The organism is Vibrio sp. 970 (assembly GCF_033339075.1).
This window is the reverse complement of the sequence record NZ_JAWOTW010000016.1, coordinates 73,072-98,030: the sequence shown is the minus strand read 5'-3', so window position 1 is coordinate 98,030 and position 24,959 is coordinate 73,072. Positions and strand designations below refer to the sequence as shown.

Sequence of the window (24,959 nt, the reverse complement as noted above, 5' to 3'; positions counted from 1 at the left end):
GTTTTTTGCCCTTTTTCTCTCACTGAACTTAGCATGCTCGCATTCAAGCAACGGCCCAACATGAAACGGCCTTATCAATCAGGAATGTAAACCATGCTAAACAAAATGACGCTTATCGCAGCAGCAACTCTGGCTCTTTACGGCTGTGGCGGAGGTTCGTCTTCTGGCAGTGCGAATCCAAACAAAATGCCTCAAGAAAGTTTCGACGTCTCGATTCACAACTCAATCTTCGCTCCTGTACCAAACACACAATTGAGCTATTCGTTTAGCTTGGATGGCCAACCAGAGGGCGACATGAAACTGAGCTTCCAAGCGATGGATAGCGAGCAAATATTGGCAGCATTGGCACAAATCCCAAACAGCGAGGCAATGGTCCAGTTGGTTAATGACTTGGTGAACTACGGCGCCGAACAGTTCTACTATTCAGACGAGCAGTACAACGACGACGAAGAGAGCAATACGCTTTACTTTGCAGGATCAGATGGTGCACTCCATGAAATCACTGACGCTTATTTCATTGGTCATCAGTTTATTGCCATGCTTATGCACAGCGGTCCGATTTTCCGCCTAAACGGTGACGACGTAAAAGAGAAAAGCCCGAATATTGACATCGGTGAAGAAACTATGTCTCTGCAAACCACTCTTACAGGCTACGCAGTTCACAACCTTCTAGACCGTTTTGAAGATCATGAGTGGGTACAAAACCTTCCTATGACAGCATCTTGCCAAGTGGTTTGGCAACAGCAAATCCGAGAGACTGGTATGCGTAAAGCGTTCTCGATCTCAGGCAAGAAAATTGAAGCGGCATACCTGATGGAAGAGAACATCTACAACCTAAACTGTGATGATATGGACTCAATGGAGTTCGCCACTTCGGCAGAACGTTGGTTTAATCCGAGCTTAGGTCTGATAGAACAAATTGAACTGCTGAAAGTACAACAAGTACAAATCAACGAAGAGAAAGTGCAGCTAACAGCGATTGAAACAAAATAAGCTTGCATTTTTTATAGATATCTCAATAAAAGAAGGCTTTGGGGAGCACACCAAAGCCTTCATCTCGAACATCAATCTTAGGGGTGATGACACCCGAGTTTATTCTTCTATCAATAAAATACGAGTTTCGTAAGGTCGTAACACTTGATGGTTTGACGCGACTGCGCTCGCTGAGTTTTGATAGTTAGATAGCAAGTTTTTCGCCTTACTCATATCAAAACGTTCTGGCAGAACGCATTCCACCTCTTCAGCGTAGTAGTTATTGATACACAGCAGCGTTTGCTTATCGTTCTGACGAGCGTAAGCGAAAATACGTTTGTGCTCTGGCAGTAAATCTTCATAACGGCCATCGGTGATGACTGGAACCTGTTTACGCAGTTCAATCAGACGCTTGTAAAAGTAGAACACCGAGTTTAAATCGGCAACCGCAGCTTCAGCATTGATTTCAGAGTAATTCTGCGCCACTTCAAGCCACGGCGTGCCCTCAGTAAAGCCCGCGTGTTTTGCACTGTTCCATTGCATTGGTGTACGTGAGTTATCACGCGACTTCTGTGCCAAGATCGCCATCATATCGTCATGAGATACACCATCACGGTTGACCATGATGTCGTACATGTTAGTACTTTCAACATCACGATATTGGCTGATTTCGGTATAACCCGGGTTGGTCATGCCGATCTCTTCCCCCTGGTAAACATAAGGTGTGCCTTGCATCATGTGCACTGATGCCGCAAGCATCTTGGCAGATTCAACACGGTATTGCTCGTCGTTACCTAATCGGCTCACAACGCGTGGCTGGTCGTGGTTACACCAGAACAGCGCCCCCCACCCTTTGCCATTTAAGCCCGTTTGCCAATGATTGAAGATCTGTTTTAACTGAATGAAATCAAACGGCGCTTTGGTCCATTTTTCACCATTTGGATAATCGACTTTCAGATGATGGAAGTTGAACACCATGGATAGCTCTTTGCCGTCTAGCGAAGAATATTGCTGGCAGTGCTCTAGCGTAGTGGAAGACATTTCACCCACCGTCACGCTGCCGTATTTTTGAAACACAGATTCGCTAATCTCTTGAAGGTATTCGTGCACACGTGGACCATCCGTGTAGAAACGACGACCATCACCAATATCGTCACTTGGAAAATCTTGCTGCTTGGAAATCAGGTTGATAACGTCGAGACGGAAACCATCGACACCTTTGTCTGCCCAGAAGCTGATGACTTCTTTCACTTCTTCACGCACTACTGGGTTTTCCCAGTTTAAGTCCGCTTGCTCTTTAGCAAAAAGGTGCAAATAGTACTGGCCTGTTTTTTCATCCAGCGCCCAAGCGTTGCCACCAAACTTTGATTGCCAGTTGTTTGGTTCAGCACCATCTACCGGATCTTTCCAGATGTAGTAATCACGGTATGGGCTGTTTTTATCACCCAGTGCGGATTGGAACCACTTGTGTTCTGTCGACGTGTGGTTCACTACAATGTCCATGATGATACGAATACCCAACTGATGCGCTTCTGCTAGCAAAGTATCAAAGTCTTGCATCGTGCCGAACTCAGGGTTGATCGAGTAGTAATCGGAGATGTCATAACCGTTGTCGATCATTGGCGATTGGTAAACCGGCGTCAGCCAAATCGCATCCACACCAAGGTGCTTAAGATAATCCAGCTTAGAAATGATCCCTTTGATGTCGCCCGTGCCTTTACTGCCGCTGTCACAAAAGCTTTTTGGGTAAATTTGATAGATGGTTGCGGTTTTCCACCAGCTCTCATCATGCTTGGTCATAGCCATTTCTAACACTCACTTACCAGTAATCGGAAACTTAAAATTTGAAAAGAAAAATAGGAGGAGGCAGCCAAGTCACTGCCTCAAATAGAATTACGCGTTTGCAGGCTCAAGCTCACCTTTGGCTTGTGCACGCTTATAAAGAATTAACGTTAATGCAGCAGGTACTAGCATTGCGACTAACATAGCCAAAGCAAAAATGCCCCAGAACTGCGGTTGGATAGACAAGATGCCCGGCAAACCGCCCACACCGATACCGTTCGCCATTACGCCCGCACTACCACAAATAGCAGCAGCACACGCACTACCGATCATCGCGCTCAGCATTGGGAACTTGTATTTCAAGTTGATGCCGTACATCGCCGGCTCGGTCACACCAAGGTAAGCAGAGATAGCCGCAGGTACTGAGATATCACGCTCGCCATGTTTTTTACTGATGATAATGATGCCGACGACCGCAGACGCTTGAGCAATATTTGAAAGCGCAATCAGAGGCCAAATTGGCGTGCCGCCTAGCTCTTGCATTAATTGAAGGTCAACCGCGTTGGTGGTGTGGTGAATACCAGTAATGACCAATGGCGCGTATAGGAAGCCGAAGATGGTTGAGCCAATCATTGCGAAGTCACCTGTCATGGCTGCTTTTGCTGCGAAAGCAACACCATCACCCAACATACGACCGAATGGGCCAATGATAGAGTGCGCAAGAATCACAGACACGATGATAGAGACAAACGGCACGACCACTAGGTAAAGGTAAGACGGAATGATGCGTTTTAAGTTGGTTTCAATAAACGCCAGAGCCATACCAGCAAGCATTGCTGGAATCACTTGCGCCTGATAGCCCACTTTTTCGATGGCGAATAAGCCAAAATCCCACACTTCGGGTACTTGCTTACCAATCAGGTAGGCGTTCATCAACTGCGGCGAAACCAATGTTACACCAAGCGTGATACCCAGAATCGGAGTACCGCCGAGCTTTTTCACTGTCGACCAACATACGCCAACTGGTAGGAAGAAGAAGATCGCCTCACCAATTAGCCATAGGAAAGAGTGTACCGTTGCCCAAAACTGGCTGATTTCCGTTAGCGTTTGACCATCAAACATCTTGATGTCGCCAATCACGTTACGGAAGCCAAGAATCAGACCACCGGTGATGATCGCAGGTAGCAGTGGTACAAAGATTTCAGCAAGGTGGGAAATACCACGCTCAACGATGTTCATGTTTTGACGAGCAGCGTTCTTAGATTCATCTTTGCTCGATTCACTTTTGCCGCTTAGCTCGATCAGTACTTTGTAAACTTCATCAACTTCAGTGCCGATGACGACCTGAAATTGACCTGCGTTGGTAAAGCAGCCCTTCACCATAGGCAGTGCATCTAACTGTTTTGTATCGGCTTTGTCAGTGTCATTCAACACGAAACGCAAGCGAGTTAAGCAGTGGCTTACACTGGCAATATTGTCCGATCCCCCGACCAGCTCAATAAGACGCTGTACATCTTGACGCGCAATCTTACTCATAACTTTGTCCACCCTGTATTGGATACATTCGATTCATCATTTTGTTTTTATAAATGGGAACATTCCCATTTCTTAATTTTAATATTGCCATTCGAAGACAAAAAACAAAATGGGAACAGTCCCATTAATTGAGAATGATCACAGTATAATTTTAGAGCAGATCGTTTTAGTGTGGATTAACAAACGATAGGCTGTTGAGTAAAGTGAACCACTTCCTCATCACCATTTAATTGATTGATCAGCATGTTAGCGGACTTCTCACCTGCAAGGGTATAACCTGGGTCGACACTAAATACTTTAGGGAAAAGGAAAGAGAGCAATTCATTACCACCAACACCTGTCACAACCACGTCTTCACGTCCTAACTCTTGAAGACGCTTAATCACGCCCAACGCGATAGTGTCACTGGCGCACACGATGGCCTGAGTATCAGATTGAAGGACTTTGTCTACCAACTGATAAGCACTTTCATGGCTCAACTTACCCGTTTGGAAACAAGGTGCAATTTGCTTGCGTTGACACCAAGCTTTATAAGCATTTAGACGAGCTAAGCCAGTGGTTTTGTCTTCAGGATCAACACCAATATAAGCAATGCGAGATAAAGATTGCTGCTCAAGGTGAGACAAAGCCATGTCTATCACACCTTGGTTATCGTAGTTGATCGAGGAAACCATTTGCGTGTCCATCGCGATCACGACGATACGATTCCCCCACTCCGCCAATGCTCGCTCATCACATCCAGTAAAGCCAAACACGATCACCCCATCGACGTTGCGACGTTTAAGCACATCCAAATGCTCATTGGTTTTATCGCGATCGAATTGGCTTTCCATGATCACCGCATCATAACCAGCGGAATACAAAGCATTGAGCATGGTACCAACGGCGCGATTTTCTGATGGTGAGTCTAAACGGGAGATGATAACCCCAATGACTTTTTGGCTGCCACCACGCATCGACTGCGCCGACTTTGATGGGACGTAGCCTGATTCACGAATGATTTGCTCTACCTTCTCTCGCGTTTGGGGTTTCACTTTTGGATCGTTAGTAAGCACACGGCTTACTGTTGATTTGCCCACGCCTGCCAATTTTGCGATATCAAGAATGGTGAGTTTTTTGCTCATAAGTGTTCAGATTAAAAGAAGGAATCAAACAAAAGGGAAGCAGTGGCTTCCCTTATCTCAGTCAGTAATGAAGATTACTTGTTTAAGTACGCAGGCACATCTGCAATGCTATCTAATACTACCGTTGCAATGGCTTCGCCCTGTTCCGTTACTGGCTTACCAGTGCGAACCAAAATCTTAGTGCCAACGCCTGCCGCTTCTGCTGCCATCATGTCTTCAGCTTTATCGCCGATCATCACAGATTTCTCCATGTCGATCTTCAAGAAGTCACGCGCAGAAATGAACATGCCTGGTTTTGGCTTACGGCACTCACAATCTTGCTTGTACTCGCCAATGCCATGTTCTGGATGATGTGGACAGTAATAGATACCATCGAACTCAACACCTTTATCAGCAAAGTTCCAATCCATCCATTGAGTCAGAGACAAGAAACGGTCTTCACTGAATTTACCGCGTGCGATGCCCGATTGATTCGTCACTAACACTAGAAGGTAGCCTTTATCTTTTAGCGCTTTCGTCGCTTCAAATACACCATCAATGTACTCAAAATCATGTTCGTCATGAACGTAGCCGTGGTCAACGTTTATCACGCCATCACGATCGATAAAAACAGCAGGTTTTGCCAAAACGTATTTCTCTATTAACTCGGTTTAATCAGATTATTACATACCTTATAAACTTCAACACTATCTAATTCATTCTTGGCCTCGACAAAACGGTTGATTTGTTGGGCAAGAATCGGTAAATCTGAGGGTGCCCTGCCGTCTACCTCCTCCTTTCTATCTATACATCTTCGTTTCAAAACAGAACATCCATACATTTAGACGTCTAGACGTAAAAATATCTATTGACTTCATTCTGCTTAACCCATAGCATCAACTGAAAATTGAGATAAAGCTCAACATTAAGTTCTGTCAAAGGCCGTTTTTGACAGCGAAGTTCCCCGTATCTTTGGGCAGGTTGAAACATGATAGAAATAAAAAACGTCAATAAAGTGTTCTACCAAGGCAGTAAGGAAATCCTTGCCCTGAAAGACATTAACCTACACATCGACAAAGGCACCATCTTTGGTGTTATCGGTTCATCAGGTGCTGGTAAAAGTACGCTGATCCGCTGTGTCAACATGCTAGAAGCACCGACCTCTGGTTCCATCATCGTTGATGGTGTGGATCTAACCAAACTCAGTAAAAAACAACTAGTCGAAACACGCCGTAACATTGGCATGATCTTCCAGCACTTTAACCTGCTTTCGTCTCGTACTGTGTTTGATAATGTAGCACTGCCACTAGAACTGGCAGGTAAAGACAAATCGCAAATCACAACAAAAGTAACTGAGTTGCTAAAGCTTGTGGGCTTAGCCGACAAACACGAGAGCTACCCATCTAACTTAAGTGGCGGACAAAAACAGCGTGTGGCAATTGCTCGTGCATTGGCATCCGATCCTAGCGTGCTGCTTTGTGATGAGGCCACTAGTGCGCTAGACCCGGCAACAACTCAATCTATCCTTGAGTTATTGAAAGAGATCAACCGCAAACTCAACATCACGATTTTACTTATCACTCACGAAATGGAAGTCGTAAAAAGTATCTGTCACGAAGTAGCAATCATCGGTGGTGGTGAGCTGGTGGAAAAAGGCACCGTTGGCGATATTTTTGCGCACCCTAAGACAGAGCTAGCGCACCAATTCATTCGCTCAACGCTGGATCTTTCCATTCCTGAAGATTACCAAGCTCGTCTGCAAGCAGAGCGTGTTGATGGCAGCTACCCGTTGGTTCGCTTAGAGTTTACTGGCGCAACCGTCGATGCACCGTTAATGTCGCAAATTTCTCGTAAATACAATATTGATGTGAGTATTTTGAGTTCCGACCTTGATTACGCTGGTGGCGTGAAATTTGGCATGATGGTCGCAGAGCTATTTGGTAACGAAGAAGATGACAACGCAGCTCTTGAATACCTGCGTAAGCACAACGTAAAAGTAGAGGTACTTGGTTATGTCCTTTAATACGATTTCTGAATGGCTGAGCTTAAACAGCAAACTACTTTTAGGTGCAACGTGGGAAACGCTTTACATGGTTGCGGTTGCCGGATTAGTCGGCTTTGCTGTGGGTATTCCATTAGGCGTAATCCTCCATATTACTAAGAAAGGCGGCCTACTTGAAAACACCAAACTAAATAGCGGCTTAGGCGCTATCGTTAACATTGGTCGTTCTGTACCATTCCTCGTACTGATGGTTGCGATTATTCCAGTGACAAAAATGCTAGTTGGAACCTTTATCGGTACAACCGCAGCAATCGTCCCACTGACTATTGGCGCCATTCCTTTTGTCGCTCGTCTTATTGAAGGTGCTTTATTAGAAGTACCGACAGGCTTGGTGGAAGCAGCGCAGTCAATGGGGGCGACACCAACACAGATCATCACAAAAGTTCTACTACCTGAAGCAATGCCGACTATTGTTAACTCAGTAACGATTACCTTGGTCACTCTCGTTAGCTACTCAGCTATGTCGGGTACGGTAGGCGGCGGCGGCCTAGGTGACGTAGCCATTCGTTACGGTTTCCACCGCTACGATGTAACTATCATGGCCGTGACTGTCGTGATGTTGATTGTTCTAGTACAGATTATTCAGTCTATCGGCGACGCAGTGGTGCGCCGTGTAGACCACAGATAAGCATCAAAAATACAAATTATAAGGAGATAAAGATGAAATTTAGCCTTAAAGGTCTTTTGACTGTAGCAACGGCCGCCTCTGCTCTTGCTCTAGCGGGTTGCGGCGACAAAGAAGTAGACGTAAACAAAGTAAAAGTTGGCGTTATTGCTGGTGCTGAAGCACAAGTAGCCGAAGTTGCCGCTAAAGTAGCAAAAGAGAAATACAACCTAGACGTTGAGCTAGTAACATTTACCGATTACGTAACACCAAACGCCGCTCTGGATGATGGTTCAGTAGACGCGAATGCGTTCCAGCACAAACCATACCTAGACCAACAAGTGAAAGACCGCGGCTACAAACTGGCTATCGCGGGTAACTCATTCGTTTACCCTATTGCTGGTTACTCAAAGCAAGTAAAATCAATTGATGAAATTCAAGATGGCGCACGCATCGCAGTACCAAACGACCCAACGAACCTAGGTCGCTCACTACTGCTTCTTGAGCAACAAGGTTTGATTACGCTACGTGATGGCGTTGGTCTACTCGCTACAGTACGTGACATCGTAGGCAACCCTAAAAATATCGAAATCATTGAACTAGAAGCCCCACAGCTTCCACGTTCACTGGATGACGTAACGCTATCTATCATCAACACCACTTACGCAAGCTCTATCGACCTATCGCCAGAGCGTGACGGCGTGTTCGTTGAAGATAAAGACTCACCATACGTAAACCTAATTGTCGCTCGCGAAGAAAATGTTAATGCGCAAAACGTACAAAACTTCGTAAAAGCTTACCAAACGGAAGAAGTTTACGAAGCGGCAAAAGAGCTGTTCAAAGGCGGTGTTGTGAAAGGTTGGTAATCCCACTTTTCAAAACATGACCGAAAACAACGTTCTAAACATAAACGTTCTAAACCTAAAAGGGCTGATGTGAAAACATCAGCCCTTTCTATTTGTCTATCCGCCCATTTAAGTAACTTCAATTCGCTACTTAAGGTGGTCCCAAGAGATGTTGGAAACGATTCGGCAGTCATCACACTTAAAATGAAATATGTCATGTAGTGGCTCATCGAGTAGCCACTCGCCATCGCATTTTGGACACTTGCGCGCTTTCTCGCTCTCCAGCGACTGACCTCCGACACGATACTGGTAATAGTACGTAGGGATCTTCGTGATGTATTCGATACGGCCACGTAAGTCCCAACCTCGGCGAAACAGCACACTATCCACATCGCAAATTTCGTGCAGCGCCGCATGTTCCGCGCGGCAACCCCCTGCCATTTGGATTTCATCACACGCTTGCCACTCAGTCTGCCACTTAATGACGGCTTTATGGTCTCCATTAAGTGTTGGCTCATTACGATACAAAGGAATTGGCAACAGGGTTTCACCACTTCGCAAAGGCGAACACGTATGAACATAAGTCGTGTACAACACTTGCCAGCTAGGTGTCTCTTCTTCGGCTGCTTGTTCTGAATTCAAATCACGCCCCAGCATACGCATTTTCGGAGCAAGCAAAGACGCATCCGACAAACGGTTCATGCACACTTTGACGAAATCTGAGTGATAACGTGGATGCAAGCTGTCTTGTTCTGGGCAAACAACACGAACGAAAAATTCACCTTCTCCCATCACTATCGGGAATTCACGACCTAATACTTGGCCGTTGTAACGCAGAGCATCCATCAAGCCATTAATGGCTTTGTCTACCGCGCTGACGGTGGTGTTATCAAAACACTCAAACTGCAACTCAACAACATACATACTTAGACGGCAGCCTCTAACTTATTCAAGAACTCAACCAATGAATCTGCCAATACATCACGTTTAGAGGTGCCCAAACGCTCTAGAATCACATTGCCAGTGAGGTTACAAATAGAAATCACATCCATTTCCTCATCTGTCGCTGCGATAAATACTGTTGGTTTAAGTTTCAAGCGGCGCTGCGTCACCAAATGACCAAGAATATTTTCTTGTAGACGCACGAAATCGTCATCGCTCCAGACTTGCAGCAGCGTCAACGAATTACCTTGCCAAGTTGCCTCCATATCAGCGCAGTATTGAGAACCATAAAAGGCTTTAACATCATCTTGCAGTGACAACTCAATCGCATTTTCCACATTGGTGAAATCGGCAATTTCATCACGTGCGACCGCTTTCCAAAGCACCTTTCCATCACGCTTCTCTTCGACACAAGGAGAAACAAGCTCTGCAAGCTCTTCACTGCTTGGCAACTCATTGTGCTTAGCTTGCCAAGCTTGTTGGTAGCGCAGGCTGAACTCTTGTAGCGCCTGAGTAACGTTTTGGGTCATGAAGGTCTCCTCATTCCTTATTTATCAGATAGCCGTACTTGCCGGATGGCAATTGACCAGCGGATTCAGTAAAATTCTCGCCATTCTAATCGAAAACGACCACAAAGTATGAGCAAATATTCTGACGCTAAAGAGCTTGCTGGCTTAACACTAGGTAAAACGACCGAGTATGCGAACCAGTATGACCCAAGCTTGCTGCAACCAGTCCCTCGCAGCCTGAACCGAGATGACCTCCAGTTAGGCGATACTCTGCCTTTCATGGGGCACGACATTTGGACGCTGTACGAACTGTCTTGGTTAAATAGTAAAGGTTTACCACAAGTGGCCGTTGGCGAAGTATACATTCCAGCCACCAGCGCAAACTTGATTGAATCGAAGTCTTTCAAACTGTACTTAAACAGCTATAACCAAACCCGCTTTGCAAGCTGGGAAGAAGTGACTGAGCGTTTAACACAAGACCTTTCTGAATGCGCAGGTGAAAAGGTGCTGGTTGAGGTGAATCCAGTGACCCACTATACCAATCAACCTATCGTGACAATGGACGGTGAATGTGTAGATGACCAAGACATTGACATCACCAGTTACGATTTTGATGCCGATTTGCTTGAAGGTGCGGCAGGTGAAATACAAGTTGAAGAGGTGCTACATAGCCACCTATTGAAATCAAACTGTTTGATCACTAACCAACCCGACTGGGGCAGTGTAGAAATTCGCTACCAAGGCGCAAAAATAGATCGTGAGAAGCTGTTACGTTACTTAGTGTCTTTCCGCGAGCACAATGAGTTCCACGAACAGTGTGTAGAGCGTATTTTTACGGATCTAATGAAATATTGCCAACCAAGCAAACTGACCGTATTTGCCCGCTATACGCGCCGTGGAGGCTTGGATATCAACCCTTACCGCTCAACGGAACAAGATAAGCCAGCTCACAATCACCGTATGGCTCGTCAGTAAGCGCATAGGCAACAGAAATAAGTTCGGCAATCTAAAGGGTTGCCGGACGTTTTTATTGTCCAGGCATGTTACTATATCAAATGGCTTCAACCCGCATTTAAACGGCTAATTGAGGCTTTTCGCCGTTATCGCCATATCTAAAAACAGTTCGAGGGAACGAAAGGATGTTTTGGGACAGTTCGCGTCTATTCAAGTTGATTGGCTTTCTTTGCTTGCTGTTTGTACAGCCACTTCATGCTACCATTTTATCGTCCGCGTTACTCAACGAAGCACAACAATTGGCGGAAATAGAGCCATCACAAGCAAAACAAGCGGCAACCAACTATTTGTCACAGCGTGAACTAACAGAACGCAAAGAAAGTGACAGCCCTTCAGCCATGTCTCGCGACGAAACAGATCGTAGCGTTCGCACACCAAGCAGCACCATCGAAGCGCACAAGATTATCGCTCAGGCAGATTACGCCATGGGTAATGTTCGTTCGGCTATCGAGCACCTAAATAAAGCGGAACGCTTAGCGCAAGAATATCAATTGCCGTACATGGACTTAGATCTCCAGCTGATGCGCAACCAAATGATTTGGATGTACGACGAAAACTACTCAAAAGCGGAAGACACGCTTAACCAAATTGAACAACAGCTCGATGAAGCCGATGCCGTATTACAACGCACCGACAGCGTTCGCTACCGACTAGTGATGCAAAGAGCACTCCTCGCTTCACATAGTGGCGATGTCATTAAAGCGGAAAACTTGTACTCTGAAGCAAAGACCATGCTTGACGATAGCCGCTCTGAGTTAGCCTTGATCGACTACTACACTGCCGTCGGCGAGTTTTACCTCAATAGCAAGAAATACAATTTGGCTTTGTCAGAACTGCTATACGGTTATTGGCAATCTATTGAAAGTAACAGTGGTGCAAGATTAGCAAAAGTGAATCGCCTTTTGGCTAGGCTCTTCCAGGAGCGACGAGTGTACGACAAAGCGATCGAATACTTATCTCAAGCCGCAGATTTTTATGACTCTTACCCTAGCTCTCCGATCCTAGCGGACGTCCTAGAGCAAATGGGCGACATCTACTTTTATCAGGGGAAGTTTAACCTTGCGTTAGTGCATTACTTCAACGTGCTTGACCATGAAAGTACCAGTAAGAACATCAATAGAATCATTAAAATTCGCTTAAGCTTGGCGGCTACCTACCTACAACTCTATAACTACGCGCTAGCAGAGCAGTACTTAGACCGCTCTAAAGAGCTTTTAGAATACACCAATATTCCTAAGCTTGAAGCAAAGGCTGCCCTGCTTCAGTCAGGTCTGGCTTATCATCAAAATGACAGTAAAGACGTCATTACTAATGCTAAGCTGGCGTTAGCGCTTGCTGAAAAGTCACCTGAAAATAACAACTTCATTAAGCAGCAGTCATACCGTTTACTTGGGTTGGGTTACGAGCAGGCAGGCGAATACAAACTTTCTCTGCAAGCTTATAAAAAATACACCAACCTCGTTCGTCTAGAACAAAAGCAGCTTAACCAAATCAGTGAGGATGCGTTCCGTCAGCAAAAAGAATTTGCCGAACAAACCATCCATTACATCGGTCAATCAGAACGCTTAGAGCAAGTGGAAAGAGAGCATCGTAAATTCCAGAAAATCTCATTTGCATTGTTTATTACTGTCTTGGTCATGTTTTTGTTCATTATGCGCCGTGGTGTCATTATGCAGCGCCAAGCAAGTGAAATCGAAAAACTGCGTAACGACCTCTTCACCCACTCTCGCTCTCGTTTACGTAACTTGCGTATGCTGAATGTTAAGCTGTCTCGCTCATTGAAAAAGTCGAGCGAAACTTTCGAGCAATGGCAAATGGGTGAATTGATCCACGAACCACTTAATGATCGCCTACGCTTTGTTATGATCGATTTGCCATTCTTACGAAGCATGTACGTCCATAACGGCTATAAGGCAGGTCTAGAACTAGAACGTGCATTTGGCGACTTCCTTGCGGAAAAAATAGAAAAACCGTCGCGTCTTTATCATTTCTCAGATGCGAACTTACTCTACATAGAACCGAACGCTGACCGTGATGCTTCTGCCGAAGTCATGTTCGAAAAATTCCAGAGTTGGGTGGATGAGTTCGCACAGCAGCACAACGTCAATCGTATTATTCGTATGGGCATCAGCGATTATCCGTTCTTACCCCGAGCCTACACTGCAATTAACGATGAGGAATTACTCGATCTGTTATTGCTTGCTACTCACATCGCACGAGAAGTCAGCTTGAAGGATAAGCAAAGCCACTGGGTGTTCTTAAAAGCCATCGATAATGCGCCTGCTGCTAGCTTTGCAACAGGTAACATAAGAACTGCTTGTCAACATGCCATTAGCCAAGGCCTGATCAAGATCCACTCGTCCTACAAGAATGAGGACGACATCAAGAAAATATTAAAAAATGGATAATTAAACGCCTGTTGAACGTAATAACTAATGACGCTATAAAGTTTTTTGTTATTATCAGATAATTATCAGTAGTACATGGACTTAACCGTAGTCACTTCATGGGAATCTTGGAATCCGATATTCAGTCGCAGCTGCATCAGCTGAGTTGTCAACTTGACCAACTCAGACTGACTCATCGTGATACTTCACTCAAATTCAAACGTGAACAACAAGTTCTTAAACGCGTTGTGGCATCATTGTCTTCAGCTTGCCAGGGTTCGAATACTCAGGTATCCAACTACCTATTTGAAATCCAACAAGAGCTGCAACATCAAAAAGATATCAGCACTCTTATCCCGCGTTTAGCGGTATTAGAGAGGATGCTCAAACAGCAGTCGAAGACGATGGATAAACAGAACGGTTACCTTGACGAACAAATCAAGCACAGTGGTGAAACACTGCAACGTGTCACTGGCTTACCTGCGCAGTTAAAACGTGAACTACGGAACCTGATGAGTTTCTCTGAAGTTCACGCCAGCAATAAAGCTGATCAAGCCACTAAGCTACTGAGTATTTACGAACGCGCTCTGAAAATCATCACGTCTAATTCACGTCTACATCTTAGTGAATTTGAAAACAATCCCGACAGATCTCAACTTGAATGCTTGGCCAGCGACCTCCAACATACTATTACAGAGCTGGATTTCGAGGGAGAATCAGGCGATAGATTGCTGGATATTCGCGCTAAGTTGCTCCTTGGCGTGAGTGCCGAGTCTCTCATTGAGCTTACGCTCTCAACGCTGAAATTGGTTGTCGAAGCAACAAAGTTCGAGCGCGAGGCGTCTAGCCAATTCCTTGATCAGCTGAACACTTCTCTCGCAAGTAACCTAAAAACCGTTCATCAGAACGTCGACCAGCATCATACCTACTTTGAACACCGCCAAGAGCTCAACATAGAAATGAACAGCTTGGTTGAATTAAGCCAAAAGTCACTTAATCAAGCTCAAGATATCGCGGTTGTGAAAAAAGAAATCACGCCTCTTCTCGAAAAAATGGCGTCGCTGACAGAGCGACTGAAAATGACGGAAGAGCGAGAGCAAGCGCTGCAAGAACGGTTGAGTTACAGTAAGAACCAACTCGAAGCGGTATTTGAAACTACGCAAGATTATCGTCGACGCTTAGATGACCAAGCTCAGCGCATGTTGCTCGACCCGCTGACTAAAGTTTATAACCGCACTGCATTTAACGATCGACTAGAGCTAGAGTATCGCCGTTGGATTCGCTCTCAGCAAAACCTTCGTGTTGTGCTGTTTGATGTAGACAACTTCAAAGCGGTGAATGATAGCTATGGTTATACGGCTGGCGATAAAGCGCTGAAGATCATCGCTCGTACTATTAACAAGCGCGTATCAGAAACGGAAACAGTGGCTCGCTTTGGTGGCGAGGAGTTCATTCTACTCGTCCCGGAACAATCTGAAGAATACACACTGGATCTGATTAAGCATATCCAGCGTGATATTAGCCAATTACCCTTTAAGTTCCGTGAGCAAAATATCATGATTACCTTAGCTGCTGTATCGACGTCTTTCAAAGAGTCCGATACGCCAGAGTATGTGCTCGATCGTCTTGGCAAGATGCTTGCGGATGCTAAAAAACGTGGAACAAACCAGCTTAACTGGAGCTAAGATTCGTACAAAAAGCGAGCAAACAAACCAAATTTGGTGCAATCTTCGCTTTATAACCACCCATTTTCAACGAGTTATCACATTTCTTCCCTTTTAGTCTGCTAAGCTGTAAAAACCCAAGTCACTTCAAGATGATGTATTTATAAAAGGCAAATGTATCATCTTGAGGTTGCTTGGGAGTTGATAACCATAAAACCAAATCGGCCAACTACCTTTCATCAAACCATACGTATAACACCAAAAAGGTAAGTTGGTACTTTCCCTCAAATTAATGCAACACAAGGAGGCGTTATGATTACCCATATAAGCCCCGCTGGTAGCATGGACTTGCTATCTCAACTAGAAGTAGAGCGCTTAAAGAACACAGCCTCGAGTGAACTTTATCAGCTGTACCGTAATTGCACATTAGCGGTGTTGAACTCCGGTAGCCATACCGATAACTCGAAAGAACTGCTCGATAAATACCAATCGTTTGATGTCAACGTCGTGCGTCGTGAGCGTGGTATTAAGCTTGAGCTGACTAATCCGCCAGAGCACGCTTTTGTTGACGGCGAAATAATTAAAGGTATCCAAGAGCATCTGTTCTCCGTATTGCGTGATATCGTTTACGTAAACATGCATTTGGCAGACGCCCAACGGCTCAACCTTACTAACCCAATTCACATTACGAACCTCGTATTCGGCATTCTTCGTAATGCAAGAGCATTAACTCCAGGTATCGCACCGAATCTTGTCGTATGTTGGGGTGGTCACTCTATCAATGGAGTGGAGTATCAGTACACACGTGAAGTGGGTAACGAACTGGGCCTGCGTGAACTTAACATCTGTACAGGTTGCGGCCCTGGCGCAATGGAAGGGCCGATGAAAGGTGCAGCAATTGGGCACGCAAAGCAACGTTATACTCAGCAGCGTTATCTTGGTTTAACCGAACCCTCGATTATTGCTGCCGAGCCACCAAACCCAATAGTAAATGAACTGGTCATCATGCCCGACATCGAAAAGCGCTTGGAAGCCTTCGTCCGTATGGCTCATGGTATCGTTATTTTCCCAGGTGGCCCGGGCACAGCGGAAGAGCTACTGTACATTCTTGGCATCATGATGCACCCGGATAACGCCGATCAGCCAATGCCTATCGTATTAACAGGACCAAAAGAGAGTGAAGAGTACTTCCGCTCTATTGATGAGTTCATTCGCGACACACTTGGTGAGGAAGGGCAAAAGCACTACGAGATCATCATTGACGACCCGGCAGAAGTCGCTCGTATTATGAAACGCTCCATGGACTCGGTACGCCTTCACCGAAAAGAGAAAGGCGATGCGTACAGCTTTAACTGGTCATTGAAAATTGAGCCAAACTTCCAACTGCCATTCGAGCCTACTCATGAGTCGATGGAACAATTGGATTTAAGCCTAGATCAAGAACCGCAAGTTTTAGCGGCCAACTTGCGTCAAGCCTTCTCTGGCATAGTTGCAGGTAACGTAAAGGCTGAAGGTATTCGAGAAATAGAACGTAGAGGGCCTTTCACCATTCATGGCGACGCAGTCCTCATGAAAAAACTCGATAAGTTGCTAAAAGACTTTGTCGAACAGCACCGAATGAAATTACCTGGCGGTTCAGACTACGAACCGTGTTATCGAATCGCTCACCCGGAAATTGGTGGTCGATAGTCAGGCTAGCATTCGTTACACTAGGGGCATTACGCCCCTTTTTTATTGCTAAGTCATTATGTCTATTCATCTTGTTATCATTGATGCCCTAAACCTGATCCGCCGAGTGCACTCAGCACAACCAGATCCAACCGACATAGCAAGAACCATAAGCACAACGCAAAGAACCCTCACTCGCATTCTGTCAGAGGCCAACCCGACACACATCATCGCGGTTTTTGATCACCACGAACAAGACAGAGGTTGGCGCGCTGAAATTCTCCCTGACTATAAGCAAAACCGAAAACCAATGCCTCAGCCATTACTGCAAGGGTTAGATGCGATTCAACAAGCGTGGTGGGAGCAAGGTATTGATTCATTGCTGTCTGAAGGCGATGAAGCAGATGATTTGGTTGCTACACTCGCAACGAAAGTGGCCAGCCATGGTGAAAAAGTCACCATCGTTTCCACAGACAAAGGTTACTGCCAGCTACTTTCCCCTACCCTACAAATCCGTGATTATTTCCAACACCGTTGGTTAGATGAACCATTTATCGAAAAAGAGTTCGGCGTAAAACCAAATCAACTAGCGGACTACTGGGGATTGACAGGGATAAGCTCTAGCCAGGTTCCGGGCGTACCTGGAATTGGCCCGAAAGCAGCGAAAGAGATTCTCACTCAGTTTGAGAGTATTGAAGCTGCCTACGCTAGTGAAGACCTCGTACCGAAATACCGTAAAAAATTGGACGAGCACATTGAGTCTGCTCGTTTATGTAAACGCGTCGCCGCTTTAAAGTGCGATATCGAACTAGGCTTTAACTTGCAAGATATTCGCTTTTTAGGGCCAAACAAAGCGAAGTAGTGCCCGATGGTAGTTTCACACCATGAAATCCGGCAGATATTAAAAAAGCGCCATTTGAAGGCGCTTTTTCTATTCTAATCACTATTCCCAAAAGACTCGGGGAATAAAGTTAGTAAGGTGAAATATTCGACAGACATTGGATATGAATCGTGATCTCTTCACGATCATGATACAAATGTTTAGCTTGTAGCTTGAACTTTACCTTATTATCAATGAGGAACTGCTTCAGATTTTCAAGGTCTTGCAGCACTTCGTCATAACGCCCTTTCATTGGCAGCTTAAGGTTAAAGATAGCCTCTTTTGCCCAACCTTTTAACAGCCACTGTCCCATCAGGTGAGCAACACGAGCTGGCTTTTCCACCATGTCACAAACAATCCATGTTACGTTCTTGCGGTCTGGTTCGAACTTAAAGCCATCCACCATATGGTGCTTGATCTGGCCAGTTTCCATCAAACTGTCTGCCATCATGCCGTTATCAACGCAGTGAACGAACATTGAGCGCTTCACTAATTGGTACGTCCAACCGCCTGGACATGCACCTAAATCCACACCCCACATACCTGGTGCCAAACGCTCATCCCACTCTTCACGTGGAATAAAGACATGAAATGCTTCTTCCAGTTTAAGTGTTGAACGACTTGGAGCGTCTGCTGGGAATTTAAGGCGAGGGATACCCATGAAGAACTGTGAGTTGTTGTCAGTGTAAGAGTAACCAACGTAACAGTGGCCAGGCTCAACAAAGCAAATGTGCAGTACTGGTTTTTTCGCGTTATCTTTGTTCAGCATTAAGCCTTTGCCGCGCAACGCTTGACGCATTGGGACGGTAAACTTACGGCAGAATTTCAGTAACTCTTTCGCTTCATTTGTATCTGGCGTTTCAATTCTCAAATCACCACAACGAGGGAATGCTTCGATATCTGCTAGTTCATTCAAAATTGGACTAATTCGGTCATCGCTTGGCAACGATTGAAACTCAGCTGCTACCGCAAACATTTGTCGAGCAAAAATTAAAGACTTAAAGTCTAAACCTCTCGCAAGTTTGTCGGCATCTCCATCTTGGTAACACTCGAAGACAACATAACCTGAGTTTCTCTTCACACGAGGGAAGCCATACACTTCCAACTGTGTCGCTTTGTCCTGAATTTCACCAGCACACTCTTTCTCAAAGCCAGAACGGCAATAGAGCATTAGTTGTTTCACTTGGAGACCTCTTTGATATTGAACGCAGCAAAAAAGAACAGACACCAACCAATCATGAACAGTAATCCTCCCACAGGAGTAATTGGCCCAAACCACTTAATGCCCGTCAGCGCCAGCGCGTAAAGACTGCCGCTAAAACAAAAGATGCCGATAATAAAGCAAATCGCCGCAATGAAAAAATATTTTTGTGCTTTTTGTCCCAAATTGAGCAGAAGCAGAATGGCACAAAACACAATCGCCAACGTGTGAATAAATTGATACAGAACTCCGGTCTCAAATACACCGAGCAAATAAGGGGCCAGTGTCGCTTTTAGCCCATGAGCAGCAAATGCTCCAAGAGCGACCGAAATCAGCCCAGACAGAGCAGAGAATGAGAGTAACCACTTACTTTTCACTGTACACCTCTTTTATAAACGCCGCTAACTGCTCTATCGCGAGTGCAATGTTACCCACTTCAGTATGACCTGAGATCTTGCGCGGTTTGAAGCTGTGGTCACCATCAGGTAAAAAGCTCACCGTTACTTGTGACGAAAGGACGAAATCATCGAATTCCTCACGCTTACCAAAGGTGTCTCGTTCCCCTTGCAGAATCAGCGTAGGTTTCTCAATGGTTGCTAAGTGTTCGCCTTTGTATTTCTCTGGCTTTCCCGGCGGGTGAAATGGAAACCCTAAACAGGCAATGCCCGCCACCAGCTCATTTTCAGCCAACAAGCTCGACATACGACCGCCCATTGACTTACCACCAATAACCACGGGAGAAGAAGTAAAGTGAGCGATCACTTCGCTGTATGCTTCGAGCAACTTTGGCGCGCGATCGGGCGGACGCTTTTTGCCATCTTCCGAACGTTTCACCATGTAAGGGAAATTAAAACGCACTACACGAATACCTTGCTCCACTAATCCTTTGGCGACAGCTGTCATGAAGTCATGCTCCATCCCCGCACCTGCGCCGTGAGCAAAAATAAACAGCGGTCCGTTTTCAGGTCCCTCAGCTATCCAGTGATTCATCCAATACTTCCTCTTGTTCTTTTCTCGCGGTTGCTAACATCCAGTCTCTAAACGTTGCGATTCGGCCCATATCTGCCTGCTGTTCATGACACACCACATAGAATGCATTCTTAGATATCAACACCTCGTCGAATGGTGCAATGAGTCGTCCGGCTTCCATTTCAGGTTTGGCGAGTACGTTGTTACCGAGCGCGACCCCCTGACCGTGCGCAGCAGCCTGTAGCACCATCGTTGAGTGACTAAAAATAGGACCGTGGTTTACGTTGATGCCTTCAATGTTGTAATGACGAGCAAACTGCTTCCAGTCTTTACGCGAAGTATCGTGTAACAAAGTATGTAATTTGAGGTCACTTAAAGATTCTAATGGTTTGTTACCCAAAAGTAATGAAGGTGAACAAAGTGGGATCAAAAACTCTTGGTACAATTTATCTGCTCGCAAACCTGGCCAGTTCCCACGGCCATAGTAGATCGCCACATCAACATCATCAGTCAGTGAGCCTTCATCCATATCTACGGCTTTAATACGTACATCGATATCGGGCTCTTGAGCATTAAAATCGGCCAAACGAGGTACAAGCCATTGGATAGCAAAACTCGGCGGTAGGCTAATCGTCAATGCCCCTTTTTCGCTACGTTCCAACACCTTATCTGTCGCTTCCGCAATCGAGGTGAAAATATCTTTGATATCGAGAAAGTAACTTTGGCCTTCTTCTGTTAACAACAAAGAACGATTACGTCGACGGAAGAGCTTCAATGATAAGAACTCTTCAAGCGCTTTAATCTGGTGACTGACCGCGGCTTGAGTAACAAATAACTCTTCTGCTGCTCGTGTAAAACTGAGATGACGAGCAGCCGCTTCGAAGACTCGAAGCGAATTTAATGGAGGCAATCTGCGAGACATATGGGACCTCTAATAGGATTAGTTTTTTTAATCTGAAACATTATAAAATGTCCGTTGTCGAACAGCCAGATAAATTCTATATTTCACCCCGCAACACGGGCCTGAACGGCTTGATTTCTTTGGAAATCAATTGGCTTCGTTGTTGCGATGTTGTGTTTGCAAACTCGTATTTCGAGTTAGGTAGATTTCTACCATAATGTTTTGTCCACACTCCCTGTGACAAAACATATACTTCCTGTATTTATTTTTGACCTGTCTGTCAAATTTGTTACACCGCCTAAATTAGGCGGTGTTTTTTTATCTATCAAAAATCTCATCCGCATATCTGGCAGCAATATCACTTTATTACTCTTCTTTCGGATTAATTATCGTTATATCAACACAAAGTGTATGGCTTTGCGATGAGCCTCAACATTATGCTAAGTAATGGTTGTCTGTAACGCGATCAAAAACAAAAAAGGCGCAAATTGATGTCTCAATTTGCGCCTTTTAACGTATTTTAACAGTCAGCTATGGACGGTAAACTTTTACGTTGCTGAAGCCTTGCTCTTGCAAGTAAAGCGCTTGCAGACGGCTCATCACACCGCGGTCACAGTAAAGTAGGTATGTCTTAGACTGGTCTAAGTCACCAAACTGTGTACCCAGCTTGTAGAAAGGGATATGTTTCACATCCACACCTTCGATTTCAAGTGGGTTATCGTCTTCCTCTTCAGGACTACGAATATCTAGCACAACCGCGTGCTCTTCTACCGCTTGAACTTGCTCTACTTCTGGTGCGGCTTGCTCAGACTCTTTCGCGATATCACGAATGTCCATCATGCGAGCTTCTTGAACCACTTGCTCAAGGATACTGAAGTCGAATTTCTCTTCTTCAGCTTCTAGCTTGCCTTTCACCGCTTTCACGGTTGGCTTCTTAGAGATAACACCACAGTATTCTGGCATTGTCTTTGCGAAATCTTCTGTGCCGATTTCACGTGCTAGATTGATGATGTCTTCTTTATCCCAGTTGATAAGCGGACGCAGAATCAGCGTGTCTGTTACGTTATCGATGTGGCGTAGATTGGTTAGCGTTTGGCTCGATACTTGACCTAGCGCTTCACCTGTTACCAATGCTTCGATCTTCATCTTCTGAGCGATCATGCCTGCTGCACGCATGAACATACGCTTCAAGATCACGCCCATTTGGCCGTCATCGACTTTCTCTAGGATTTCCGCAACCACAGGCTCGAAATCAACTGAGATAAAACGTACTTTTGCTGAAGAACCGTATTTGTTCCATAGGTAGTGAGAAACCTGCTTAACGCCGATTTCGTGTGCTGGACCACCCAAGTTAAAGAAGCAGTAATGTACTTTTGAACCACGCTTGATATGAAGATAGCTTGAAACACCAGAATCGAAACCACCCGAGATCAGGCTTAACACGTCTTCTTGCGTACCCAGAGGGAAACCACCTAGGCCTTTATGACGAGACAATACTTGGTTTAGCTTGTCGTTCGAGACTTCTACCTTGATCGTCACGTCTGGGTTTCGTAGCTTAACACTAGCGCTTTCAATCGCTTGATTTAAACCACCGCCTACATAACGCTCTAGTTCAATAGAGGTAAAGTCATGCTTGCCACGACGCTTCGCACGTACAACAAAGGTTTTATTTTCGAGTGCAGCACGGTTGAGTTCTAACACTTGCTCGAAGATATCGTGCAAGTCTTTAAATTCAGTTTGCTTCACTTCCAGTACGTGGTGAATGCCTGGTGTATGAGTCAAAACCTCAAGAACTTCAGCGTGGAATTCGTTACTCTCAGAGGTCACTTCAATGTGATCACGACGGTTAAATACCGCGACAGACTCCGTGCGGCTCTTAATGATGTTACGAATGTTGCACTCTAAAATCTTTGTGAAGCGCTTACGCACAGATTCACTTTTTACAAAAATTTCTGGATGGGGCTTTACAATAAATTTCATAGTCTAATTCGCAGGTTAGTTTCGCAATCAACAAAGAGTGACACTCAACTTCAATACTTCATACGCAGTAAAACCGCGTTTCAGTCACAAAAAGTAGTCTGAGCTCACTTTTAAGGCGCAAGATTATACACCCAAGCGGATTGGAAAAACAAAAAAAGCGAGCAATCTGCTCGCTTTCTTGTCTCTTTACTGACTTAAAACTAAAGCCTAGTTATTGAATTACCGGCACTTCTTCACTGTAGAGAGGCTCGCCTTGCATAATGCTGATTTCAACCCGTCGGTTAAGTGCGCGATTGTCATCAGAATCATTCGGTAACAAGGGCTCCGTATCCGCCATGCCTCGTACTCTTAAACGTTGATGAGAGAAGCCTCTCACTTTCTCCATCTCTTGCGCGACTGATACTGCGCGCTGAGAAGAGAGATCCCAGTTAGAGCGATAAAGTTCCGAATCTAGCGGTCGATTGTCTGTATGGCCAGATACTCGAACAATGCCTGGCACATCTTTTACTAGCTCTGCAATCTGACGAACTAAAGGGCGAAACTTAGGCTGCAAGAAGGCCGAACCTTCTGGGAATGCACCTTTTTCACGCATACGTATAACAATCTGCTGACCGAGGTTTTCAACTTCAATGGCGCCTTGTTCAATCTCTCGCTCTAAGGCTTTCTTGATGCTTTCCATCAAGGTTTCCATCTCTTGCGACATCTCTTTAGATTGCTGTTGCTGCATGTCCGCTTCGGCAGATTCATTGTTTTGAGTTGACGTTTCTGGCGATTGCCCACCCGTTAACTTGCCTTCATCACGTTTTGTGCCACCAGCTCGATCAGACTCCCCTTCATGAAATTCGAGCGTCTGCTGAGTGATGTCCATGGTTTGCTGCATGATGACATCAATCGGAGTTGGTTCCGGCCGACCCGGTCGAAACTCTTGGGCAATAATGCTAGTACCTTTGGGAATGTCTTTCACTTCAAGCTGATTTTGCACACCGAAGGCAAATTTCATTGATCCTGCAATTTGTTTGAACTTCAGTACATCCATCTCAGAAAACGAGAGTAGAAGAACAAAGAAACACATCAGTAGCGACATTAAGTCCGCGAATGTCCCCATCCATAACGGGAGACCGGGTGGCGGACAATCGCATTTGTTATCTTCATCATCCATCACTACTCTCCAAGTTACTCGTCAATCTCAAGGGCACGTTTACCTTCATTGAGGTAGTTCTTCAAGTAACTATCGATCACTCGCGGGTTTTGGCCATCTTGAATCGCTAATACGCCATCCATGATCAAACGGCGATTTAGCGTTTCTTGGTCACGGCGAAGAGAAAGCTTATCCGCAATAGGGAAAAACACCATATTGGACAGGATCGCGCCATACAATGTGGTCAAGAGTGCAACGGCCATTGCTGGTCCAATCGCTTTAGGGTCATCCATGTTTGAAAGCATCGCAACAAGACCAACCAAGGTGCCAATCATTCCCATCGCAGGAGCAACGTCGCCAAAGGCGCGAAATACGCCAGTACCTTGCGTATGTCGTTCATCCGTAAGCGCGATGTCTTTTTTGAGTGCCGCTCTCACAACGTCGGCATCATGGCCATCAACCAGTAGATCAATGCCTTTCTGCATGAATGTGTTGTTTATTTCCATCTCTTCAAGAGCAAGAAAACCACCTTTACGCGCCGCATCGGCCATTTCCACAATTTTTGCGATCAGGTCTTCGGGTTCATCCGCTTTAAACATGAAGGCTTTGCCAGCAATCTTTGTCGCACCAAAAAACTGTCCCATTGTGAACTTCATCAACACGACGAATATTGAGCCGCCAACGACAATAAGGATCGACGTGACATCGACAAACATGCCGATGCTGCCACCAAGCACCATCGCCATAATGACGAATGCAAAACCACCAATCAAACCTAATAGGGTTGCTAAATCCACAAAGC

22 protein-coding genes are annotated in these 24,959 nt (G+C 45.3%); 9 read left to right on the top strand and 13 right to left on the bottom strand.

Annotation, left to right across the window (positions count from 1 at the left end; all coding sequences use genetic code 11):
- Nucleotides 1-93 precede the first annotated feature (93 nt).
- On the top strand, nt 94-993 hold the full coding sequence (locus R7Q11_RS20205; RefSeq protein ID WP_017821758.1) for a hypothetical protein: 900 nt from the start codon (nt 94-96) through the stop codon (nt 991-993).
- A gap of 99 nt (nt 994-1,092) precedes the next feature.
- On the opposite strand, the gene treC is transcribed toward R7Q11_RS20205, so the two are convergent.
- The 4 genes from treC to gmhB form a co-directional block, all read right to left on the bottom strand.
- Nucleotides 1,093-2,778, bottom strand: coding sequence for an alpha,alpha-phosphotrehalase (treC, locus tag R7Q11_RS20200; RefSeq protein WP_169644050.1), 1,686 nt, complete (start codon nt 2,776-2,778; stop codon nt 1,093-1,095).
- A gap of 87 nt (nt 2,779-2,865) precedes the next feature.
- The gene (treB, locus tag R7Q11_RS20195; protein ID WP_054729996.1) at nt 2,866-4,290 is read right to left on the bottom strand and encodes a PTS trehalose transporter subunit IIBC; all 1,425 of its coding nucleotides are present in this window, start codon (nt 4,288-4,290) and stop codon (nt 2,866-2,868) included.
- Between the two features lie 176 nt (nt 4,291-4,466).
- Nucleotides 4,467-5,414 carry a trehalose operon repressor TreR gene (treR, locus tag R7Q11_RS20190; protein WP_005381960.1) on the bottom strand — a complete coding sequence of 316 codons (948 nt, stop codon included), beginning with the start codon at nt 5,412-5,414 and terminating at the stop codon, nt 4,467-4,469.
- Between the two features lie 74 nt (nt 5,415-5,488).
- Nucleotides 5,489-6,040, bottom strand: coding sequence for a D-glycero-beta-D-manno-heptose 1,7-bisphosphate 7-phosphatase (gene gmhB / locus R7Q11_RS20185; protein ID WP_054729997.1), 552 nt, complete (start codon nt 6,038-6,040; stop codon nt 5,489-5,491).
- Between the two features lie 341 nt (nt 6,041-6,381).
- On the opposite strand from gmhB, the gene metN reads away from it, so the two are divergent.
- Genes metN through R7Q11_RS20170 form a run of 3 tightly spaced genes read left to right on the top strand, consistent with a single transcriptional unit; the run spans nt 6,382 to nt 8,925 of the window.
- The gene (gene metN, locus R7Q11_RS20180; protein ID WP_005381962.1) at nt 6,382-7,416 is read left to right on the top strand and encodes a methionine ABC transporter ATP-binding protein MetN; all 1,035 of its coding nucleotides are present in this window, start codon (nt 6,382-6,384) and stop codon (nt 7,414-7,416) included.
- The gene (locus tag R7Q11_RS20175; protein WP_225466677.1) at nt 7,406-8,083 is read left to right on the top strand and encodes a methionine ABC transporter permease; all 678 of its coding nucleotides are present in this window, start codon (nt 7,406-7,408) and stop codon (nt 8,081-8,083) included. The genes metN and R7Q11_RS20175 overlap by 11 nt, the downstream gene beginning before the upstream one ends.
- Nucleotides 8,084-8,115: 32 nt before the next feature.
- Complete coding sequence (locus tag R7Q11_RS20170) at nt 8,116-8,925, top strand: MetQ/NlpA family lipoprotein (protein WP_005381966.1); 810 nt, start codon at nt 8,116-8,118, stop codon at nt 8,923-8,925.
- Nucleotides 8,926-9,051: 126 nt separating this feature from the next.
- Here R7Q11_RS20170 and R7Q11_RS20165 read toward each other — a convergent pair whose 3' ends face one another.
- Together R7Q11_RS20165 and syd are read right to left on the bottom strand one after the other, a co-directional pair.
- The gene (locus tag R7Q11_RS20165) at nt 9,052-9,828 is read right to left on the bottom strand and encodes a Zn-ribbon-containing protein (protein WP_005383605.1); all 777 of its coding nucleotides are present in this window, start codon (nt 9,826-9,828) and stop codon (nt 9,052-9,054) included.
- A 2-nt stretch (nt 9,829-9,830) separates the two neighbouring features.
- On the bottom strand, nt 9,831-10,376 hold the full coding sequence (gene syd, locus R7Q11_RS20160) for a SecY-interacting protein (protein ID WP_213868800.1): 546 nt from the start codon (nt 10,374-10,376) through the stop codon (nt 9,831-9,833).
- A gap of 108 nt (nt 10,377-10,484) precedes the next feature.
- On the opposite strand from syd, the gene queF reads away from it, so the two are divergent.
- The 5 genes from queF (at nt 10,485) to xni (ending at nt 17,950) form a co-directional block, all read left to right on the top strand.
- Nucleotides 10,485-11,330 carry an NADPH-dependent 7-cyano-7-deazaguanine reductase QueF gene (queF, locus tag R7Q11_RS20155; RefSeq protein ID WP_149192382.1) on the top strand — a complete coding sequence of 282 codons (846 nt, stop codon included), beginning with the start codon at nt 10,485-10,487 and terminating at the stop codon, nt 11,328-11,330.
- Nucleotides 11,331-11,494: 164 nt separating this feature from the next.
- Nucleotides 11,495-13,777: a tetratricopeptide repeat protein gene (locus tag R7Q11_RS20150; protein WP_225466676.1), complete on the top strand. Its 2,283-nt coding sequence runs from the start codon at nt 11,495-11,497 to the stop codon at nt 13,775-13,777.
- A 98-nt stretch (nt 13,778-13,875) separates the two neighbouring features.
- Nucleotides 13,876-15,441, top strand: coding sequence for a sensor domain-containing diguanylate cyclase (locus R7Q11_RS20145; RefSeq protein ID WP_206954884.1), 1,566 nt, complete (start codon nt 13,876-13,878; stop codon nt 15,439-15,441).
- A 291-nt stretch (nt 15,442-15,732) separates the two neighbouring features.
- Nucleotides 15,733-17,109, top strand: a complete 1,377-nt coding sequence (ppnN, locus tag R7Q11_RS20140) for a nucleotide 5'-monophosphate nucleosidase PpnN (RefSeq protein ID WP_005383611.1) — start codon at nt 15,733-15,735, stop codon at nt 17,107-17,109.
- Nucleotides 17,110-17,167: 58 nt separating this feature from the next.
- A complete protein-coding gene (gene xni, locus R7Q11_RS20135) occupies nt 17,168-17,950 on the top strand; it encodes a flap endonuclease Xni (protein ID WP_225466675.1) in 783 nt (260 codons plus the stop codon).
- Nucleotides 17,951-18,059: 109 nt separating this feature from the next.
- Here the strand turns inward: xni and rlmM are convergent, their stop codons facing one another.
- The 7 genes from rlmM to pomA form a co-directional block, all read right to left on the bottom strand.
- Nucleotides 18,060-19,151 carry a 23S rRNA (cytidine(2498)-2'-O)-methyltransferase RlmM gene (rlmM, locus tag R7Q11_RS20130; protein ID WP_017820611.1) on the bottom strand — a complete coding sequence of 364 codons (1,092 nt, stop codon included), beginning with the start codon at nt 19,149-19,151 and terminating at the stop codon, nt 18,060-18,062.
- A complete protein-coding gene (locus R7Q11_RS20125) occupies nt 19,148-19,546 on the bottom strand; it encodes a DUF423 domain-containing protein (RefSeq protein WP_042521214.1) in 399 nt (132 codons plus the stop codon). The genes rlmM and R7Q11_RS20125 overlap by 4 nt, the downstream gene beginning before the upstream one ends.
- Complete coding sequence (locus tag R7Q11_RS20120) at nt 19,536-20,159, bottom strand: alpha/beta fold hydrolase (RefSeq protein ID WP_005383614.1); 624 nt, start codon at nt 20,157-20,159, stop codon at nt 19,536-19,538. Before R7Q11_RS20120 ends, R7Q11_RS20125 begins: the two co-directional genes overlap by 11 nt.
- The gene (locus tag R7Q11_RS20115) at nt 20,140-21,060 is read right to left on the bottom strand and encodes a transcriptional regulator GcvA (RefSeq protein WP_005383616.1); all 921 of its coding nucleotides are present in this window, start codon (nt 21,058-21,060) and stop codon (nt 20,140-20,142) included. The genes R7Q11_RS20120 and R7Q11_RS20115 overlap by 20 nt, the downstream gene beginning before the upstream one ends.
- A 510-nt stretch (nt 21,061-21,570) precedes the next feature.
- Complete coding sequence (gene thiI, locus R7Q11_RS20110; protein ID WP_005383617.1) at nt 21,571-23,019, bottom strand: tRNA uracil 4-sulfurtransferase ThiI; 1,449 nt, start codon at nt 23,017-23,019, stop codon at nt 21,571-21,573.
- A 211-nt stretch (nt 23,020-23,230) separates the two neighbouring features.
- Nucleotides 23,231-24,178 carry a flagellar motor protein MotB gene (locus R7Q11_RS20105; RefSeq protein ID WP_005383619.1) on the bottom strand — a complete coding sequence of 316 codons (948 nt, stop codon included), beginning with the start codon at nt 24,176-24,178 and terminating at the stop codon, nt 23,231-23,233.
- A gap of 14 nt (nt 24,179-24,192) precedes the next feature.
- Nucleotides 24,193-24,954, bottom strand: coding sequence for a flagellar motor protein PomA (pomA, locus tag R7Q11_RS20100; protein ID WP_005381564.1), 762 nt, complete (start codon nt 24,952-24,954; stop codon nt 24,193-24,195).
- Nucleotides 24,955-24,959: the final 5 nt, after the last annotated feature.

Bases quoted from the DNA above. Each gene is read 5' to 3' on its own strand.
- R7Q11_RS20120 (WP_005383614.1), bottom strand. From the start codon at position 20,159: ATGAATCACTGGATAGCTGAGGGACCTGAAAACGGACCGCTGTTTATT.
- ppnN (WP_005383611.1), top strand. From the start codon at position 15,733: ATGATTACCCATATAAGCCCCGCTGGTAGCATGGACTTGCTATCTCAA.
- R7Q11_RS20115 (WP_005383616.1), bottom strand. From the start codon at position 21,060: ATGTCTCGCAGATTGCCTCCATTAAATTCGCTTCGAGTCTTCGAAGCG.
- xni (WP_225466675.1), top strand. From the start codon at position 17,168: ATGTCTATTCATCTTGTTATCATTGATGCCCTAAACCTGATCCGCCGA.
- queF (WP_149192382.1), top strand. From the start codon at position 10,485: ATGAGCAAATATTCTGACGCTAAAGAGCTTGCTGGCTTAACACTAGGT.
- R7Q11_RS20205 (WP_017821758.1), top strand. From the start codon at position 94: ATGCTAAACAAAATGACGCTTATCGCAGCAGCAACTCTGGCTCTTTAC.
- R7Q11_RS20170 (WP_005381966.1), top strand. From the start codon at position 8,116: ATGAAATTTAGCCTTAAAGGTCTTTTGACTGTAGCAACGGCCGCCTCT.
- treB (WP_054729996.1), bottom strand. From the start codon at position 4,290: ATGAGTAAGATTGCGCGTCAAGATGTACAGCGTCTTATTGAGCTGGTC.
- treC (WP_169644050.1), bottom strand. From the start codon at position 2,778: ATGGCTATGACCAAGCATGATGAGAGCTGGTGGAAAACCGCAACCATC.
- R7Q11_RS20165 (WP_005383605.1), bottom strand. From the start codon at position 9,828: ATGTATGTTGTTGAGTTGCAGTTTGAGTGTTTTGATAACACCACCGTC.
- thiI (WP_005383617.1), bottom strand. From the start codon at position 23,019: ATGAAATTTATTGTAAAGCCCCATCCAGAAATTTTTGTAAAAAGTGAA.
- R7Q11_RS20105 (WP_005383619.1), bottom strand. From the start codon at position 24,178: ATGGATGATGAAGATAACAAATGCGATTGTCCGCCACCCGGTCTCCCG.
- R7Q11_RS20145 (WP_206954884.1), top strand. From the start codon at position 13,876: ATGGGAATCTTGGAATCCGATATTCAGTCGCAGCTGCATCAGCTGAGT.
- metN (WP_005381962.1), top strand. From the start codon at position 6,382: ATGATAGAAATAAAAAACGTCAATAAAGTGTTCTACCAAGGCAGTAAG.
- treR (WP_005381960.1), bottom strand. From the start codon at position 5,414: ATGAGCAAAAAACTCACCATTCTTGATATCGCAAAATTGGCAGGCGTG.
- R7Q11_RS20175 (WP_225466677.1), top strand. From the start codon at position 7,406: ATGTCCTTTAATACGATTTCTGAATGGCTGAGCTTAAACAGCAAACTA.
- syd (WP_213868800.1), bottom strand. From the start codon at position 10,376: ATGACCCAAAACGTTACTCAGGCGCTACAAGAGTTCAGCCTGCGCTAC.
- R7Q11_RS20150 (WP_225466676.1), top strand. From the start codon at position 11,495: ATGTTTTGGGACAGTTCGCGTCTATTCAAGTTGATTGGCTTTCTTTGC.